This is a genomic window from Streptomyces sp. NPDC006529 (assembly GCF_040611795.1).
Classification (GTDB): domain Bacteria; phylum Actinomycetota; class Actinomycetes; order Streptomycetales; family Streptomycetaceae; genus Streptomyces.
In genome coordinates, this window is record NZ_JBEXPB010000016.1 from 76,263 (window position 1) to 91,484 (window position 15,222).

The 15,222-nt window shown below is 72.4% G+C and carries 15 protein-coding genes; 6 read left to right on the forward strand and 9 right to left on the reverse strand.

The features are described from left to right. Window positions 1–74 precede the first annotated feature (74 nt). The 4 genes from ABZY31_RS14710 (at window position 75) to ABZY31_RS14725 (ending at window position 4,735) form a co-directional block, all read left to right on the forward strand. Window positions 75–1,640, forward strand: a complete 1,566-nt coding sequence (locus ABZY31_RS14710) for a potassium/proton antiporter (RefSeq protein WP_356409546.1) — start codon at window positions 75–77, stop codon at window positions 1,638–1,640. A 345-nt stretch (window positions 1,641–1,985) separates the two neighbouring features. After that, the gene (locus ABZY31_RS14715; RefSeq protein WP_356409430.1) at window positions 1,986–3,395 is read left to right on the forward strand and encodes an MFS transporter; all 1,410 of its coding nucleotides are present in this window, start codon (window positions 1,986–1,988) and stop codon (window positions 3,393–3,395) included. A gap of 67 nt (window positions 3,396–3,462) precedes the next feature. Further along, window positions 3,463–3,795: an FmdB family zinc ribbon protein gene (locus ABZY31_RS14720; protein ID WP_356409433.1), complete on the forward strand. Its 333-nt coding sequence runs from the start codon at window positions 3,463–3,465 to the stop codon at window positions 3,793–3,795. Between the two features lie 106 nt (window positions 3,796–3,901). Continuing rightward, window positions 3,902–4,735 (forward strand): S-methyl-5'-thioadenosine phosphorylase, encoded by an 834-nt coding sequence (locus tag ABZY31_RS14725; RefSeq protein WP_356409436.1) that lies wholly within the window; start codon window positions 3,902–3,904, stop codon window positions 4,733–4,735. A gap of 49 nt (window positions 4,736–4,784) precedes the next feature. Here the strand turns inward: ABZY31_RS14725 and ABZY31_RS14730 are convergent, their stop codons facing one another. Beyond that, the gene (locus tag ABZY31_RS14730; protein WP_356409438.1) at window positions 4,785–5,756 is read right to left on the reverse strand and encodes an alpha/beta fold hydrolase; all 972 of its coding nucleotides are present in this window, start codon (window positions 5,754–5,756) and stop codon (window positions 4,785–4,787) included. Window positions 5,757–6,040: 284 nt separating this feature from the next. On the opposite strand from ABZY31_RS14730, the gene ABZY31_RS14735 reads away from it, so the two are divergent. Then, complete coding sequence (locus ABZY31_RS14735; RefSeq protein ID WP_356409441.1) at window positions 6,041–6,751, forward strand: hypothetical protein; 711 nt, start codon at window positions 6,041–6,043, stop codon at window positions 6,749–6,751. Between the two features lie 129 nt (window positions 6,752–6,880). After that, complete coding sequence (gene mscL / locus ABZY31_RS14740; RefSeq protein WP_356409443.1) at window positions 6,881–7,444, forward strand: large conductance mechanosensitive channel protein MscL; 564 nt, start codon at window positions 6,881–6,883, stop codon at window positions 7,442–7,444. Between the two features lie 25 nt (window positions 7,445–7,469). Here mscL and ABZY31_RS14745 read toward each other — a convergent pair whose 3' ends face one another. The 8 genes from ABZY31_RS14745 to pflA form a co-directional block, all read right to left on the reverse strand. Beyond that, window positions 7,470–7,670, reverse strand: coding sequence for a hypothetical protein (locus tag ABZY31_RS14745; RefSeq protein ID WP_356409446.1), 201 nt, complete (start codon window positions 7,668–7,670; stop codon window positions 7,470–7,472). 55 nt (window positions 7,671–7,725) lie between these two features. Further along, window positions 7,726–9,153, reverse strand: coding sequence for a NarK family nitrate/nitrite MFS transporter (locus ABZY31_RS14750; protein WP_356409449.1), 1,428 nt, complete (start codon window positions 9,151–9,153; stop codon window positions 7,726–7,728). 2 nt (window positions 9,154–9,155) lie between these two features. Next, window positions 9,156–9,563 (reverse strand): DUF6755 family protein, encoded by a 408-nt coding sequence (locus ABZY31_RS14755; RefSeq protein WP_356409452.1) that lies wholly within the window; start codon window positions 9,561–9,563, stop codon window positions 9,156–9,158. Further along, the gene (locus ABZY31_RS14760) at window positions 9,560–10,276 is read right to left on the reverse strand and encodes a Rieske (2Fe-2S) protein (RefSeq protein ID WP_356409455.1); all 717 of its coding nucleotides are present in this window, start codon (window positions 10,274–10,276) and stop codon (window positions 9,560–9,562) included. The genes ABZY31_RS14755 and ABZY31_RS14760 overlap by 4 nt, the downstream gene beginning before the upstream one ends. Next, window positions 10,273–10,872 carry a 4Fe-4S dicluster domain-containing protein gene (locus ABZY31_RS14765; RefSeq protein WP_356409457.1) on the reverse strand — a complete coding sequence of 200 codons (600 nt, stop codon included), beginning with the start codon at window positions 10,870–10,872 and terminating at the stop codon, window positions 10,273–10,275. Before ABZY31_RS14765 ends, ABZY31_RS14760 begins: the two co-directional genes overlap by 4 nt. Before the next feature lie 7 nt (window positions 10,873–10,879). Then, window positions 10,880–13,180 carry a molybdopterin oxidoreductase family protein gene (locus ABZY31_RS14770; protein ID WP_356409460.1) on the reverse strand — a complete coding sequence of 767 codons (2,301 nt, stop codon included), beginning with the start codon at window positions 13,178–13,180 and terminating at the stop codon, window positions 10,880–10,882. Further along, window positions 13,177–14,292, reverse strand: coding sequence for an MFS transporter (locus ABZY31_RS14775; protein WP_356409462.1), 1,116 nt, complete (start codon window positions 14,290–14,292; stop codon window positions 13,177–13,179). The genes ABZY31_RS14770 and ABZY31_RS14775 overlap by 4 nt, the downstream gene beginning before the upstream one ends. 88 nt (window positions 14,293–14,380) lie before the next feature. Continuing rightward, window positions 14,381–15,208 (reverse strand): pyruvate formate-lyase-activating protein, encoded by an 828-nt coding sequence (pflA, locus tag ABZY31_RS14780; RefSeq protein ID WP_356409465.1) that lies wholly within the window; start codon window positions 15,206–15,208, stop codon window positions 14,381–14,383. Window positions 15,209–15,222: the final 14 nt, after the last annotated feature.

Here is a 15,222-nt window from a genome sequence, read left to right on the forward strand (position 1 = left end):
CACAATGGGAGGAGACCGTCAAGAAATCGTCAAATATTAGGTAAGGTAACGAAGTACTTGCCGCCGGAGCAACGATCCGGCAGGCGCTCCGAGGGAAGGATCGCCCGCTGACTGTCCACCAGCTCAATGAGCTCCTGCTGGTCTGCTCGCTCGTGCTGCTCGTCGCCGTCGCGGCGGTGCGCCTCTCCTCGCGCAGCGGCCTCCCCAGTCTGCTCATCTACCTCGGCATAGGCATAGCGATAGGCCAGGACGGCATAGGCAACGTCGTCTTCGACAACGCCGAACTGACCCAGGTCATCGGCTACGCGGCCCTCGTGGTCATCCTTGCCGAGGGTGGTCTGGGCACGAAGTGGAAAGAGATCCGGCCCGCCCTGCCCGCCGCGATCGTGCTGTCGCTGCTGGGCGTCGCGGTCAGCGTGGGCGTCACCGCCGCCGGAGCGCACTACCTGGTGGGGCTGGAGTGGCGCCAGGCGCTGCTGATCGGAGCCGTCGTCTCCTCGACGGACGCCGCCGCCGTCTTCTCGGTCCTGCGCAAGGTGCCGCTGCCCGCGCGGATCACCGGCGTACTGGAAGCGGAGTCCGGCTTCAACGACGCCCCCGTCGTGATCCTCGTGGTGGCCTTCGCGACGGTCGGTCCGGTGGACGACTGGTACGTCCTGCTCGGGAAGATCGCGCTGGAACTCGCCATCGGCGTCGCGATCGGCCTGACCGTGGGGTTCCTGGGAGCGTACGGCCTGCGGCACGTGGCCCTGCCCGCCTCGGGCCTGTACCCGATCGCCGTGATGGCGATCGCCGTGACGGCGTACGCGGCCGGCGCGATGGCCCACGGGTCCGGCTTCCTGGCCGTCTACCTCGCGGCGATGGTGCTCGGGAACGCGAAGCTCCCGCACTGGCCCGCGACCCGGGGGTTCGCGGACGGACTCGGCTGGATCGCCCAGATCGGCATGTTCGTCCTGCTCGGCCTGCTGGTCACCCCGCACGAGCTGGTGCACGACTTCTGGCCCGCCGTGATCATCGGCCTGGTGCTGACGATGGTGGCGCGGCCCCTGGAGGTCTTCCTGAGCCTGCTGCCCTTCCGGCTGCCGTGGCAGGAGCAGGCGCTGATGTCCTGGGCGGGCCTGCGCGGCGCCGTCCCCATCATCCTGGCGACCATCCCGATGGTGTCCGGGATCGAGGGCAGCGACCGGGTCTTCAACATCGTCTTCGTGCTGGTCGTCGTCTACACCCTGGTCCAGGGGCCGACGCTGCCGTGGCTGGCGCGCACCCTCAAGATCGGCGACCAGTCGCCGGGGGCGGCGGACCTCGGGATCGAATCGGCGCCGCTGGAGCGGCTGCGCGGCCACCTGCTGTCGTTCGGGATCCCCGAGGGCTCGCGGATGGCCGGGGTCGAGGTCAGCGAGCTGCGGCTGCCGGCCGGGGCCGCGGTCACGCTCGTGGTGCGGGACGGGAAGAGCTTCGTACCGCTCCCGGCGACCGTGCTGCGGCGCGCGGACGAGCTGCTGGTGGTGGCGACGGACCCGGTGCGGGACGCCACCGAGGCCCGGCTGCGGGCGGTGGCCCGGGGCGGCAAGCTGGCGGGCTGGCTCGGGACGGGCGGCGGGTCGACCGCCGTCACGCGGCGGGGGCCGCGGCAGAAGTAGCGGGGCGGCCCGGGGCGGGCCTGCCGGGCCGCGACCGGAGTACCGGAACGGGACATTCCCGTTAATCGCAGGTGAAGACATGCCATGTCGCCGCAATCACAGGGCGGGGCTGGCGTGCAGCCTGTACCATGAAGGCACACCATATCGAACCAACTCTGTCTGACGCAGAGCTGGCGCGACCGCTCGGCGGCCGTGGCACCCCTCCGCAGTGGGCGCCCAGGTATCACTCGGTTCGGCGCAAGAGGACAGCTCTCGGGGCTCCCACATGTACGGGTGCGACTCGCTCACAAGGCGGTGCACCGTCCGCAGTCGGGGAGTTCTACCAGGCAGCGGAAAGGCAAGGCCGTGACATCCGCGGTCACGACCGAGAAGAAGTCCCGCCCCGGCTACGGTCAGCTCCTGCGCACCCCCGGTGCCCTCAGCTTCCTGATCCCCGGCTTCGCCGCCCGGCAGCCCTTCGCGATGCTGACCATCGGCATCGTCCTGCTCGTCCAGCACACCACCGGATCCTTCGGTGACGCGGGCGTCGTCGCCACCGTCACCGGCATCTCGATGGCCCTGTTCGCCCCGCAGATCGGCAAGCTCGCCGACCGCCGCGGCCAGAGCGCCGTCCTGATCCCCACCGTCATCGTGCACGCCGCGTCCGTCGTCGGCCTCACCCTGCTCGCGCTGGCGGGCGCCCCGCTGTGGGCCCTCGCGCTCGCGGCGGTCCCGGCCGGCGCCTCGGTGCCGCAGGTCGGCCCGATGGTCCGGGCCCGCTGGGCCGCCAAGCTCGAAGGCTCGCCGCTGCTGTCGACGGCCGCCGCGTGGGAATCCGTCACCGACGAGCTGACCTTCGTCGTCGGCCCGGTGCTCGCGACGTTCCTGTGCACCACCGTCCACCCCTCGGCCGGTCTGCTCACCGAGGCGGGCCTCACCCTCATCGGCGGCCTGCTGTTCGCCGCGCAGCGCGGCACCCAGCCGCGGCCCGTCCCCCGCCTCGCGGGCGACGCCAAGCACGTCTCGGCCCTGTCCTTCCCCGGCCTGCGGGTCCTGATCGTCGCGTTCGTCGGCATCGGCGCCGTCTTCGGCGGCATGCTGATCTCGCTGGCCGCCTTCTCCGAGGAGATCGGCAACCCGGGTGCGAACGGCCTGCTCTACGGCATCTTCGCGGGCGGCAACATGATCGCGGGCATCGCCTGCGGCACCATCGCCTGGAAGATCGGCCCGCGCCGCCGCCTGATCCTCGGCTACGTCGGCCTCACCGCCGCCGCGTCGGTGCTGTGGACCGTGAACTCCGTGTTCCTGCTCGGCGCGCTCGGCCTGGTCGTCGGCCTGTGCATCGCCCCGGCCCTGATCACCGGCTACACGATGATCGAACAGCTGGTCCCGGCCGCCTCGCGGACCGAGGCCTTCACCGCCCTGACCGGCGCGGTCGCCTTCGGGCAGGCCGCCGCGGTCACCATCGCGGGCCGGCTGACCGACGCCCACGGGTCCTCGTACGGCTTCCTGGTCCCGGCGGCGGCCACCGCGCTGGCGCTGCTCACCCTGCTGGCGCTGCGCTCCAAGCTCGCGCCGAAGGCCGCGAGCCGGGTCGTCGGCTCGTCGAACGGTTCCTCCGAGGAGCCGGCCGACGTGGCCGCCGAGACGTCCCCCCGGCCCGCCCAGCGCTCGTCGAACGGGTCCGGGACCCGGTCGAACGGATCCGCGCCGACGACTACCGTGCGGGTGAATGAGCGTGTCGTGGGTCACCGCGTGCCGGTGACGGTGGACTGATCCGCCGGAATACGTCACCATGGAACGTCGTTAGCACTCATTGAGTGAGAGTGCCAGGAGGAAATTCGTGCCGACCTACCAGTACCAGTGCACCGAGTGCGGTGAGGGCCTTGAGGCCGTGCAGAAGTTCACCGATGACGCACTGACCGTGTGCCCGAGCTGTGACGGACGCCTGAAGAAGGTGTTCTCCGCGGTCGGCATCGTCTTCAAGGGCTCCGGTTTCTACCGGAACGACAGCCGCGGCTCCTCGTCGAGCAGCACGCCGGCCACCAAGCCCGCGTCGACGACGACCGCGTCCGCCCCGGCGGCCGCCGCGTCGACGTCGTCCTCGTCGTCCACTTCGTCGTCGTCCTCGTCGTCGAGCGGTTCCTCGAGCAGCGGCGCCACCTCGGCCGCCTGACGCTCCGCGTTCCTCGCGCAGACCCCGCACCGGTCCCCACCGGCAGCGGGGTCTTTCGCGCGCCCGCTCGGCGGGCTCCCGGCGGGCCCCCATTAGGGTGGTCCGCATGGCGAACGCAGAGATCGGTGTCATCGGCGGCTCGGGCTTCTACTCCTTCCTGGAGGACGTGTCCGAGGTCGAGGTGGACACCCCGTACGGCAAGCCCAGCGACTCCCTCTTCCTCGGTGAGCTGGCCGGCCGCCAGGTCGCGTTCTTGCCCCGGCACGGCCGCGGCCACAAGGTCCCGCCGCACAAGATCAATTACCGGGCCAACCTGTGGGCCCTGCGCTCGGTCGGCGTCCGCCAGATCCTCGGCCCCTGCGCGGTGGGCGGCCTGCGCCCCGAGTACGGCCCGGGCACCCTGCTCGTCCCGGACCAGCTGGTCGACCGTACGAAGTCCCGCGCCCAGACCTACTTCGACGGCGAGCCTCTGCCAGGAGGGGCTGTCCCGAACGTCGTGCACACCACCTTCGCCGACCCCTACTGCCCGGTGGGCCGCGCCGCCGCCCTGGCCGCGGCGCGCGGCCGCGACTGGGAGCCGGTGGACGGCGGCACCATGGTCGTCATAGAGGGCCCCCGCTTCTCGACCCGCGCCGAATCCCGCTGGCACGCGGCGGCGGGCTGGTCCGTGGTCGGCATGACGGGCCACCCCGAGGCCGTCCTCGCCCGCGAGCTGGGCCTCTGCTACGCCTCGATCGCCCTGGTCACGGACCTGGACGCGGGGGCCGAGACGGGCGAGGGGGTCTCCCACACGGAGGTCCTGCGGGTGTTCGGGGAGAACGTCGGCCGCCTGCGCGAGGTCCTCTTCGACGCGGTCGCCGCCCTCCCCGGGACTTCGTCCCGCGACTGCCTGTGCACCCACGCCCACGACGGCTGGGACCTGGGGATCGAGCTCCCGTAGCGCTGCCGCCCGCCGGCCCCGGTCGTTGGTGCGGGCGCGGGGTCGGCGGTCATCCCTGCCGGAGCGCCTCGCGCAGCCGGACCGCGAACTCCTGCGGGTGGGAGAGGAACCCGCCGTGGTCCCCCGGGAACTCGACCGGGGCCGCGCCGAGGCGGTCGGCCAGGGCGACGGCCGTACGGTGCGCCAGCTGGCCCCGCGAGTCCGCGCCGACGCCGACGACGAGGCGGCCGGGGCCCGCGGCCAGGGCGGCGACGTCGGGCCGGTGGGCGATGGTGGCACGCAGCTCGTGGTCGAAGAAGCGGGCGCTGTTGGCCAGGTCCCGGGCCGAGGGCGCGAAGGACGGCGCCGAGGGGTCGGCGGGGGCGTGCGCCCGGGGCGGCTGGTCGTCGGGGGCCGCGGTCCGGGGCGGCTCCTCCGCGTCCGGGGCCGCGGTCCGCGGCAACTGGTCCGCGTCCGGGGCCGCGGGGCTCTGCGGCGGCTGCCCGGCGCCGGGGGCCGCCGGGGTGGCGATGCCCGCCATGGCGAGGAACCGGCCGAAGGCCGCGCCCACGCCCTCGCGGTGGAAGACCTCGATGACCTCCTCGGCCTCGGCACGGCGTTCGGCGGCGTCCGGGAGCAGCTCCAGCAGGGGCGGCTCGTGCGCGACCAGGGTCCGTACCCGCCCGGGGTGGCGGGCGAGGAGCGCGAGGCCGGTGACGGCGCCGCCGCTGCTGCCGAACACGTCGGCGCTGTCGGCGCCCAGCGCGTCCAGGACGGCGGCCACGTCGTCGGCCCGCAGCTCCGGGGTGGAGTCCTGGCGGGGGTCGTCGAGGACGCTGTCGGAGATGCCGCGGGGGTCGAGGGTGACGACGGTGTGGTCGGCGGCGAGTACGTCGGCGGGCGCGGCGAAGGCCGCGGCGTCCATGGGAGCCCCCAGGAGCAGGAGCAGCGGCCCGGCGCCGCGCACTTCGTAGTGCAGGCGGGCGTCCGCCACCCGGAGGGTGTGGGACCGGGGGCCGTGGTCGGTGCGGGTGCTGGTCATGGCGGGGTCCTTCGCTGGGGTCGGCGGCCGCGAGGCGCGGCTGCGGGCGGGGCGGGGCGAGCGGTCACTGGTAGGACCGCGGGCGGCCGCGGAACTCATCGGTCGGGCGGGGGCGATCGGGGTTCCGAGGCCGGGGTCCGGCGCCGTCTCGCTCGTGTGGGTGACGGGGTTGTCCACAACCTGGGGACCGCCCACAGGCCGGAGCGGGATCCGGCGGGGCGCGGCATCGTGAGGGAAGTCCGGGCAGGGCGCCCGGGGTTCACTGACCGAAGGCCGTGGTCGACATGTCCCGTCCCTCTTCCTCCGCTTCCTCCGCTTCCTCCGCTTCCTCCGCGCGCGCCACTTCCGTGCGCGCCTCTTCCGACCCGGTGCGCGCCACGTGGGACCCGGTGCGCGCCGCCTCGGCCGCCGCGTCGCAGGCCGCTTGCGAGCGCTCCGCCTCGGCCGCCGCGTCGCAGGCCGCTTGCGAGCGCTCCGCCTCCGCTCGCCCCTCCCCCGTCCCCTGCGGGCCCGTGCACGCGGTGCCGGACTTCGCGCCGCTGCGCGTGGGCCGGAGCGGGGACCGGCTCCGCCGGGCCGTGCGGCGCAGGCGCCGGGTGGTGGGCGCGGGGCTGGCGGTCGCGGCGGCCGCGCTGGCGGCCACCGCGGGCAGCGAGGCGCAGGCTTCGCGGGGCGCGCCGCCACCGCAGCCGCCACCGGTGACGGCGGCCGTCCGGAAGGCGCCGCCCGTCGCGCTGGTGTCGGCGCCGGTGCGGATCGCGGACGGCGCGACCGTCCGGCTGCTGCGGCCCGGGGACCGGGTGGACGTGGTGGCGGCGGAGCGGGACGGCCCGCCGCGGGTGCTGGCGGAGGCGGCCCGGGTTGCCGAAGTGCCGACTCCGGACAAGGGTGTCGGGGACGGCGGGGCACTGGTGGTCCTGTCCGTTCCCCGGGACACCGCACGGGCTCTCGTGGGAGCGGGCACCGTGGCGCGGCTGGCGGTGACGTTGTGCTGACTCGTGCTCGCACGCACGCGCGGTCAAGTCACCTGGAGGTGTCCGCCGATTGGACACGCCGGGCCCGGACTGCCGTAGTTTTCGGAACCGTTGACTCCGAGTTTGTTACGAGCGAAATGAGATGCAGTGGTGAGCGAGAAGAAGACCGGTGTGCTGGCGGGCTTCAAGGCCTTCCTGATGCGCGGCAACGTGGTCGACCTCGCGGTGGCCGTGGTCATCGGCGCGGCGTTCACGAACATCGTGAACTCGGTGGTCAAGGGGATCATCAGCCCGCTGGTGGGCGCGATCGGCACGAAGGACCTGGACAGGTACTCGTCCTGCCTGAAGAGCCCCTGCGCGACGAACGCGTCCGGCGACGTCGTCTCCGGCATCCCGATCATGTGGGGCACGGTGCTGAACGCGACGCTCAGCTTCGTGATCACCGCAGCGGTCGTCTACTTCCTGATGGTGCTGCCGATGTCGAAGTACCTCGCCAAGCAGGAGCAGCGGCGCAAGGCCAAGGAAGGCGTCCAGGAGACCATGGAGATCACCGAGCTGGTGGTGCTCAAGGAGATCCGCGACGCCCTCGTCTCCCAGCGCAACGGCAGCTCGGCCGGCCACGGCGGCCCGGTCGGGCACGGCGGCCCGGTCGGGCACGGCGGCCTGGACGGGCAGGGTGGGCAGAGCGGCCCGGGGCGGCACGCCTCGGCCTGATCCGCGTCCCCGCTCCGCGCCGGGATCAGATGTGGTGCGGCGGCTTCTCGTCGAGGAAGCGGGCCAGATCGGCCGCGCTGTCCGCGGCGGGCGGCCGGTCGCCCCAGCCCCGGTCCGTGTCGTCCGGGGACTGCCGGTCCAGCGGATCGTCGAAGTCCAGCTTCGGCTTCGGCCTGGTCCCGGCGGGCTGGGGTGACTGCGGGCCGGAGGCGGGGGCGGTGCTCATGCCTCCAGGGTACGGCCGCCCCCGCACCGGCCCCCGCACCGGCCCCCGCCCCGGCTCAGCTGGGGGCTTCGGCGCCCTTGCGGGCGTAGAACCACCAGCAGACGGCCAGGCAGGTGGCGTAGAACCCGATGAACATCCACAGGGCGGTCGTCACCTGAAGGTTCGCGAACATCGCCGGGATGAAGAAGAAGCCGTAGGCGGCGATCGCGGAGGAGAAGCCGGTGACGGCGCCCGCCTCCATCTCGGACTGCTTGAGGGCGGCGGCCCGTGCCTCGGGACCCTGCCCTTCGGCCCGCTTCGCGTGCTGGTCGCGGAAGATCACCGGGATCTGCCGGAAGGTCGAGCCGTTGCCCAGCCCCGAGAAGAAGAAGGCCACCAGGAAGCCGGCGAAGAAGGTCCAGAAGCTTCCCTGGTCGCCGCCGGACGGCAGCGCGAAGATCACCACGACGAGCGCGGCCGCCATGCCGACGAAGGAGAGCATGGTGACCCTGGCCCCGCCGATCTTGTCCGAGAGCCAGCCGCCGGCCCACCGCATGAGCGCGCCGATGAAGGGGCCGATCCAGGCATAGGTGGTGGCCTGGTAGCCCTGGGTCTCGAAGTTGTTCTTGATCAGCAGCGGCAGACCCGCGGCGAAGCCGATGAAGGACCCGAAGGTGCCGACGTAGAGCCAGGTCATCAGCCAGTTGTGCTTGCGCTTGAAGATGATCTTCTGCTGGCTGAAGGGGGCCGCGGCCACCTTCAGGTCGTTCATCAGGAACCACGCGAGCAGCGCCATGACGACCAGCAGCGGCACCCAGAGGAACGCGCCGTTCTGGAGCCAGATGTCGGCGTTCTCCTTGGCGTCGTGCTGCGGCCCGCCCGCCGGCGCGCCGAGGACGGCCGCGGTGACCACCAGCGGGGCGACCAGCTGGACCACGCTGACGCCGAGGTTGCCCAGACCGCCGTTGAGGCCGTTGGCACTGCCCTTCTCCCGTTTGGGGAAGAAGAAGCCGATGTTGGCCATCGAGGACGCGAAGTTGGCGCCGCCGATGCCGCAGACGGCCGCGATCAGGGCCAGCTCCCAGTACGGCGTGCCCGTGTCCTGGAGCGCGAAGCCGAGCCAGAGCATCGGGGCCACCAGCACCAGCGTGCTCAGGGCGGTGAACTTCCGCTCGCCGAAGATCGGCCCGATGAAGGTGTACAGGATCCGGAAGGTGCCGCCGGTGAGGCCGGGGATGGCGGTCAGCCAGAACAGCTGCGACTTGGAGAAGCCGAAGCCGACGTCGTTGAGCTTCACGACGGTGACCGACCAGACCTGCCAGACCACGAAGCCGAGCATCAGCGCGGGGATCGAGATCCAGAGGTTGCGCTGCGCCACCCGGCGGCCGGTGGCCCGCCAGAACGCGTCGTCCTCGGGGCGCCAGTCCCCGATCACGGAGCCCGGCTTGTAGGTCTCCGCCCGGTGCGAGGTCGGCGCCGGGGTAACGGGGGTGGGTATCGACATGGTCATCGGTCCTTCGGGTCGAGGATCCACAGACCCAGCACGACCAGGAAGGACAGGAACAGGAATCCCGCTCCCCACCAGGCCGTGTGGGTGTTTCCCTTCATCCATTCGTTGACGGTCACCGTCAGTGCCCAGAGCTGGCCGATCACGACGGTGAGGGCCAGGGCGAGACGGGCGTTGAGCTTCGAGGAGCGCTCGGGTTCCTGCTCGGTACCGGCCCCCGGGCCGGGGCCCGTGTGCCGGATCCGGGGGTCGCCGTAACCGCTGGTGGCGCGGATCTGGGGGTAGCGCTCCCGGACCGGCCGGTTCAGCCGGGGCTGGGCGCTGCCCGGCCGGTAGGCCGGGGGCTGGGACGGCGGGGGCGGGTCGCTCAGGGGGCCGCCGTGCGGGGCGCCGTGGAGGTCGCTCATGTCCGGCCCCGCTCGGTGGCGCGGGCCGCGGCCGGGCAGCCCAGCCGGGCGGCCATCTCCGGGCGGGCGTCGCCGAACTGCCGGCACAGGGCGTCCTTGCCGGGCTCTCCGGACCGGGCGGTGGCCACGGCCCAGACGCTTCCGTCCACCTCCTCGGTCAGGAAGACCTTCGGGAGCGGGCGGGGCGGCGGGCCCGCGGTGACCTCGCCGGTGCGGGCGTCGAAGACGCCCTCGTGGCAGGGGCAGTACAGCTCCCCGTCGGGGCCGCGGTCCTCCCGCCAGAGCACCGCGCAGGCCAGGTGGGTGCAGACGGCGGAGTAGCCGACGAGGCTGCCGTCCTGGAGGCGTACCGCCAGGGCCCGGTCCTCGTCGCCGGGGAACCGGAAGGCCACGGACTGCCCCGGCGGGAGCAGGTCGGCGATCTTCTTGGCCTTGGGCAGCTTCTCGCTGTCGCCGTGCCGGTGCAGGATGCCCGCGGCCACGCCCACTCCGCCGATGGCCAGGCCGCCGGAGACGGTGGCGACGATCCGCAGGTAGTCGCGCCGGGTGGTCAGGGAGTCGGCGCTGATCCGGTCGCGCAGCCGCTCGGCGGCGGCGTCCACGTCCGTGTCGGCGCCGGGGCCGGGGGAGCCGGGATCGGTGGCCGTCCCGGAGGGGGACCCGGGGCCGGGGCCGTGGTCGCCGCCGGGAGCGGGCTGTTCGGTGACGCTCATCGGACATCCACTCCGTTGATCTCGACGACGGGGAGCCCGCCCGGGACGGGCCACTGCACCTTGTCGGCGGGGACGACCATCGCCACGCCGGTCTGGACGACGACGTCGCCGAAGACGAAGGAGTCGGCGACCTGGACGCCGGGGCGCTCGGCCTGGAGTTCTTCGAGCGTCCCGTAGAACAGGGCGCCGGTGGGGCAGACCGTGGCGCACATGGGAGCCAGCCCGTAGGCGGTGCGGTCGTAGCAGAGGTTGCACTTCATCTGGAGCTTCGCCTGGAGGTCGATCTTCGGCACGCCGAAGGGGCAGGCGCTCACACAGTTGCCGCAGCCGATGCAGCGGGTGGTGTCGGCCTGCTGCACCACGCCGTCGGCGGTCACCAGGATCGCGTCGGCGGGACAGACCTCGGCGCAGGGCGCGACCGGGTCCTCGCAGTGCATGCACACCGTGGGAAGGGAGGCGACGGACACGCCGGGTTCGGTGTAGTCCAGGTGGATCATCGATTTGCCGCGGTGGGAGTCGCATTCGCGGCAGGCGGAGACGCAGGCCTGGCACCCGATGCAGCGCCCCGGGTCGATGAAGATCGTTCTGCCCATCATGGCGCGATCAGCTCCTCTCCGCCGTGCCGCGCCCCTGCGGGGACGTGGGGGGCAGGGGGTCGGTGCGGGACACCTGGGTCTCCGGGTACGCCTGGTGACCCGGCGCCATGGGCGGGGCGGGGACCTCGTCGACCCGCTCGGCGGCCTCGATCCTGGCCGCGCAGACCTTGTACTCCGGGATCTTGGAGCGGGGGTCGAGGGCGTCGATGGTCAGGGCGTTCGCGGCCGTCGGGACGGGCCAGTGGTAGGGGATGAAGACGGTGTCCGGCCGGATGGCCTCGGTGACCAGCGCGGGGAAGACCTCGCTGCCCCGGCGGGTGACCACCCGGACCGGATCGCCGTTGCGGAAGCCGTGCGAGGGGTGGACCTCCACCCACGGGCGCGGGGTCTGCTCGACGAGGGCGCCGAGCCGCCGGGTCTGGTTGCCGGAGAGGAAGTGCGCGACGGTGCGGCCGGTGGTGAGGGAGAGGGGGTACTCCTCGGTGTAGGCGTCCATCGGCGGATGCCACGCCACGACCTGCATGTGGACCTTCCGGTCCGGGTGGTAGGTCGCGCCGCCCTCGAACAGCCGGGGCGTGCCCGGGTGGTCGGTGGTGGGGCAGGGCCAGGCGATGCCCCCGGTCTCCTCCAGCCGCTCGTAGGTGATCCCGTAGTAGTCGTTGACCGTGCCCGCGGAGGCGACGCGCAGCTCCTCGAACACCTCGCGCGAGCCGGGAAAGTCGAACTTGTCGCCGACGCCGAGGCGGCGGGCCAGCTCGCACATCACCCAGGTGTCGGTGCGGACCCCGGCGGGCGGCTCCTGTGCCTTGTTGTGCTTGACGACGCGGGCCTCGGTGTTGGCCATGACGCCCTCGTCCTCGGCCCAGACCGTGACCGGGAGGACCACGTGCGCGTTGGCGGCGGTCTCCGACAGGAAGAAGTCGAACTGCGCGTGGAATTCGAGGGCGTCGTAGCCCTCCTTGACCGTCCCGTAGTTCGGGAGCGAGACGAAGGGGTTGTTGCAGATGCCGATCAGACCGCGGATCTCGCGCCGCTGCATCTGCCAGACCATCTCCATCATGGAAGTGCCGGCCTGCGGGAGTTCGGCTTCCTCGATGCCCCAGATCGCGCAGATCTGGCGGCGGTGCTCCGGGTTCGTGATGGAACGGCCGCCGGGGAGGAGGTCGGACTTCTGGCCGTGTTCGCGGCCGCCCTGACCGTTGCCCTGCCCGGTGATCGTGCCGTATCCGGCGCCCGGCTTGCCGAGGTTCCCGGTGGCCGTGCAGAGGTTGATGATCGACAGGCAGTTCTCGACGCCCTGGGAGTGGTGCTCCACCCCGCGGGCGTGCATGGCCATCGCCTTCCCGGCGCCCGCGAACATGCGGGCGACCTGGACGATCTGGGAGGCCGGGATCCCGCAGATCTCGGCGGCGAGGGCGGGCGGGTACTGGGCCGCGCCCGCCTTGACCTCGGCCCACCCGGTGGTGTGCTCGGCGAGGAATGCCTCGTCGGTCAGCCCCTCCTCGATCACCACGCCGAGGACGGAGTTGAAGAACGCCGCGTCGGTGCCGGGCTTGAGGGCGACGTGGACGTCGGCGGTGCGCGCGATCGCCGTCTCGCGCGGGTCGACCACGATCAGGGTGGCCCCGCGGTCGCGCGCGCCCCACACGTACTGGGTCATCACGGGGAAGCACTCCCCCACGTTCGACCCGGCGATCAGCAGGCAGTCGGTGAGGAGGATGTCGGAGAAGGGGTTGCCCGCCCGGTCGATGCCGAAGGCGAGCTTGTTGGCCCCGGCCGCGCTGACCATGCACAGCCGTCCGTTGTAGTCGACGTGCCGGGTCTTCAGCGCGACCCGGCCGAACTTGCCGACCAGGTAGGTCTTCTCCGAGTACAGGCTGGCGCCGCCGAGCAGGCCGAAGGCGTCGTGGCCGTGGGCGCCCTGGATGCGCCGGATCTCGGCGACGGTGTGGTCCAGCGCCTCGTCCCAGGACACCTCCCGGAAGGGCTCGTCCCGGGAGCGGCGCAGCAGCGGTGCGGTCAGCCGGTCGGGGTGGTTGACCTGCTGGTAGGCGTTGATGCCCTTGGGGCACAGGCGCATCCGGTTGATGTCGTGGTTGCGCGGTTCCACGCCGAAGACCTTGCCGCCCTTGTCGACGCGCAGGTACATCCCGCACTGCACGCCGCAGAAGCAGCAGTGGGTGGGGACGAGCGTCTCGCCGTTCTGGTCGGCGTGCCACTGGTCGGCCGGGATCCCGCCCGCGTCCCGGAAGTTGCGGGTACCGGGCGGCGCGAGGGAAGGGTCGAGCGGGATGCGCTGCGTGCTCACTTGAAGCCCTTCTTCACGTGGTCGAGGTAGGCACCGCCGCGCAGCACCCGCTTGCAGCGGGGGCAGTATTCGGCCCAGGCGTCGAAGTCGAGCTTCAGGTCCCGCATCGTGCCGCGCAGGTTCTCGACGTAGGGGGCGGTGTCCACCGGCTCCCCGCACCGCTTGCAGGCGAAGACCTGCTCGTCCTGGCGGGCGGTGTACTTGAAGAGCTGCATGCCGACGGCCGCGGGCCGCTGCACGATGTGGAAGAACTTCCCGAAGGGGATGTAGATGAGGGTGAAGACCACCGAGACCATGTGCAGGAGCGCCAGGAACTCGTAGCCCCCGCCGTGCAGGAAGATCGACGAGAAGGTGAGCAGCAGCCCGGTGACCGAGATGACGATCAGCAGGATCAGCGGCAGCAGGTCGTAGGCGAAGCGCTGCCCGGTGATCGCGCCGCGGTCCTTCATCCGCCGCCACAGGAAGTACGAGGCGCCGGGGATGACCAGGACGGCGGCGATGTCCAGGCCGTGGAACATCAGCCAGCCCGCCACGCTCAGGGCGTCGTAGCCGAGCACCTTGAAGCCCCAGATCCGCATCTCGTAGCCGGGTCCCGTGGCGCTGCCGGAGGTGAAGGTGAACCAGCCCCAGGTCAGCGGGAAGGTGATCAGCGCGGCGAGGATGCAGCCCCAGAAGATCAGCTGGTGGGCGGCCCAGCGGGCGTGTGAGCGTGCGCCCAGGAACTTCTGGAAGCCGAGGTAGGTGGCGATCATCTTCGGCAGCGCGGTGGGGGCCTTGCGGAAGTTGGCGGCCGAGAAGAGGCTGCCGAACCCCTTCCGGAAGAGCCGGCGCGCGCCGGGGGCGGAGATCCAGACCGTGTAGCGGTAGGCGACGCCGAAGGCGAGGAAGACGGTGGCCACGGCGTACGGGAGCAGCGCGGAGTCGAAGTCGCGCAGCAGCCTGCTGCCGAGGACGATCGCGGCGATCAGGAGCAGGGAGACCACGGTGCCCGCCAGGGTGGCCCGCGCGGTGACGGACCGCCCTCCCGCGGGCCGCGGCTCCGGCAGGGGCCGCGGCGGGGCCGCCTCGTCGGGGGGTGGCGCTGCGGCGAGTACTTCTGAGGGCTCGGGCACAGGACCACGCTAGGCCGTATGTCCGGATTCAGCATGCTATGTGCCGCATGGCGCTGAGCCATTGGAGGGATTGGAGGGAACGGTCGGCTCACACCGCCGACAGCCCCCGCGCGGCGAAGACCGCCCGGGCGTCCGCGACCTGTGCGGCGGTCGGAGACGGCGTGTCGCGGAGGGTGAAGGGCATGTCCAGCGCCTCCCATTTGCTCATCCCCAGCTTGTGGAAGGGCAGGACGTCGACCCGCGAGACGTTGCCGAGCCCCGCGGCGAAGTCCGCGACCCCCTCGACGTTCTCGCGGGCGTCGGTCAGCCCCGGCACCAGCACGAAGCGCAGGTGCACCTCCTTGCCCAGGCCTGCCAGGCGCCGGGCGAAGGCGAGGGTGGGCTCCAGCGGACGGCCCGTCACCCTCTCGTACGTGCCCCGGTCCCAGGACTTGAGGTCCAGCAGGACCAGGTCCACGTCGCGCAGCAGCGCGTCGGTGGCGCGGGCGCCCAGGAACCCGGAGGTGTCCAGGGCGGTGTGCAGCCCGAGGTCGTGCTTCATCCGGTGCAGCAGCTCGCCGGCGAAGACCGGCTGGAGCAGCGGTTCGCCGCCGGAGACGGTGGCGCCGCCGCCCGCGGCGGCGATGAAGCGGGTGTACTTGCGCGCCTCCCCGACCACCTCGTCGGCCGAGGTCCGCTTGCCGCCGCGCATCCGCAGGGTGTCGGGGTTGTGGCAGTACAGGCAGGCCAGCGGGCAGCCCGCGAGGAAGGTGACGAAGCGGGTGCCGGGACCGTCCACGCCCGTCGAGAGGTCCCAGGAGTGCACCGACCCTTCGCTCGGCCGCCGCGTCACGGCGGCGGCGGGGGTCCGGCCCGCGCTCACGGGCGCGGCGTCGGCGGCGCCAACGGGGAGGGTCGTGCCGGGCAGGACGGTCATGGCGGGTGCTCCGG

What these genes read in the sequence shown, in the direction of transcription:
- ABZY31_RS14725 (WP_356409436.1), top strand. Translation starts at nt 3,902, where the DNA reads ATGGCGAACGCAGAGATCGGTGTCATCGGCGGCTCGGGCTTCTACTCC.
- ABZY31_RS14730 (WP_356409438.1), bottom strand. Translation starts at nt 5,756, where the DNA reads ATGACCAGCACCCGCACCGACCACGGCCCCCGGTCCCACACCCTCCGG.
- ABZY31_RS14735 (WP_356409441.1), top strand. Translation starts at nt 6,041, where the DNA reads ATGTCCCGTCCCTCTTCCTCCGCTTCCTCCGCTTCCTCCGCTTCCTCC.
- ABZY31_RS14745 (WP_356409446.1), bottom strand. Translation starts at nt 7,670, where the DNA reads ATGAGCACCGCCCCCGCCTCCGGCCCGCAGTCACCCCAGCCCGCCGGG.
- ABZY31_RS14750 (WP_356409449.1), bottom strand. Translation starts at nt 9,153, where the DNA reads ATGTCGATACCCACCCCCGTTACCCCGGCGCCGACCTCGCACCGGGCG.
- ABZY31_RS14755 (WP_356409452.1), bottom strand. Translation starts at nt 9,563, where the DNA reads ATGAGCGACCTCCACGGCGCCCCGCACGGCGGCCCCCTGAGCGACCCG.
- ABZY31_RS14760 (WP_356409455.1), bottom strand. Translation starts at nt 10,276, where the DNA reads ATGAGCGTCACCGAACAGCCCGCTCCCGGCGGCGACCACGGCCCCGGC.
- ABZY31_RS14765 (WP_356409457.1), bottom strand. Translation starts at nt 10,872, where the DNA reads ATGATGGGCAGAACGATCTTCATCGACCCGGGGCGCTGCATCGGGTGC.
- pflA (WP_356409465.1), bottom strand. Translation starts at nt 15,208, where the DNA reads ATGACCGTCCTGCCCGGCACGACCCTCCCCGTTGGCGCCGCCGACGCC.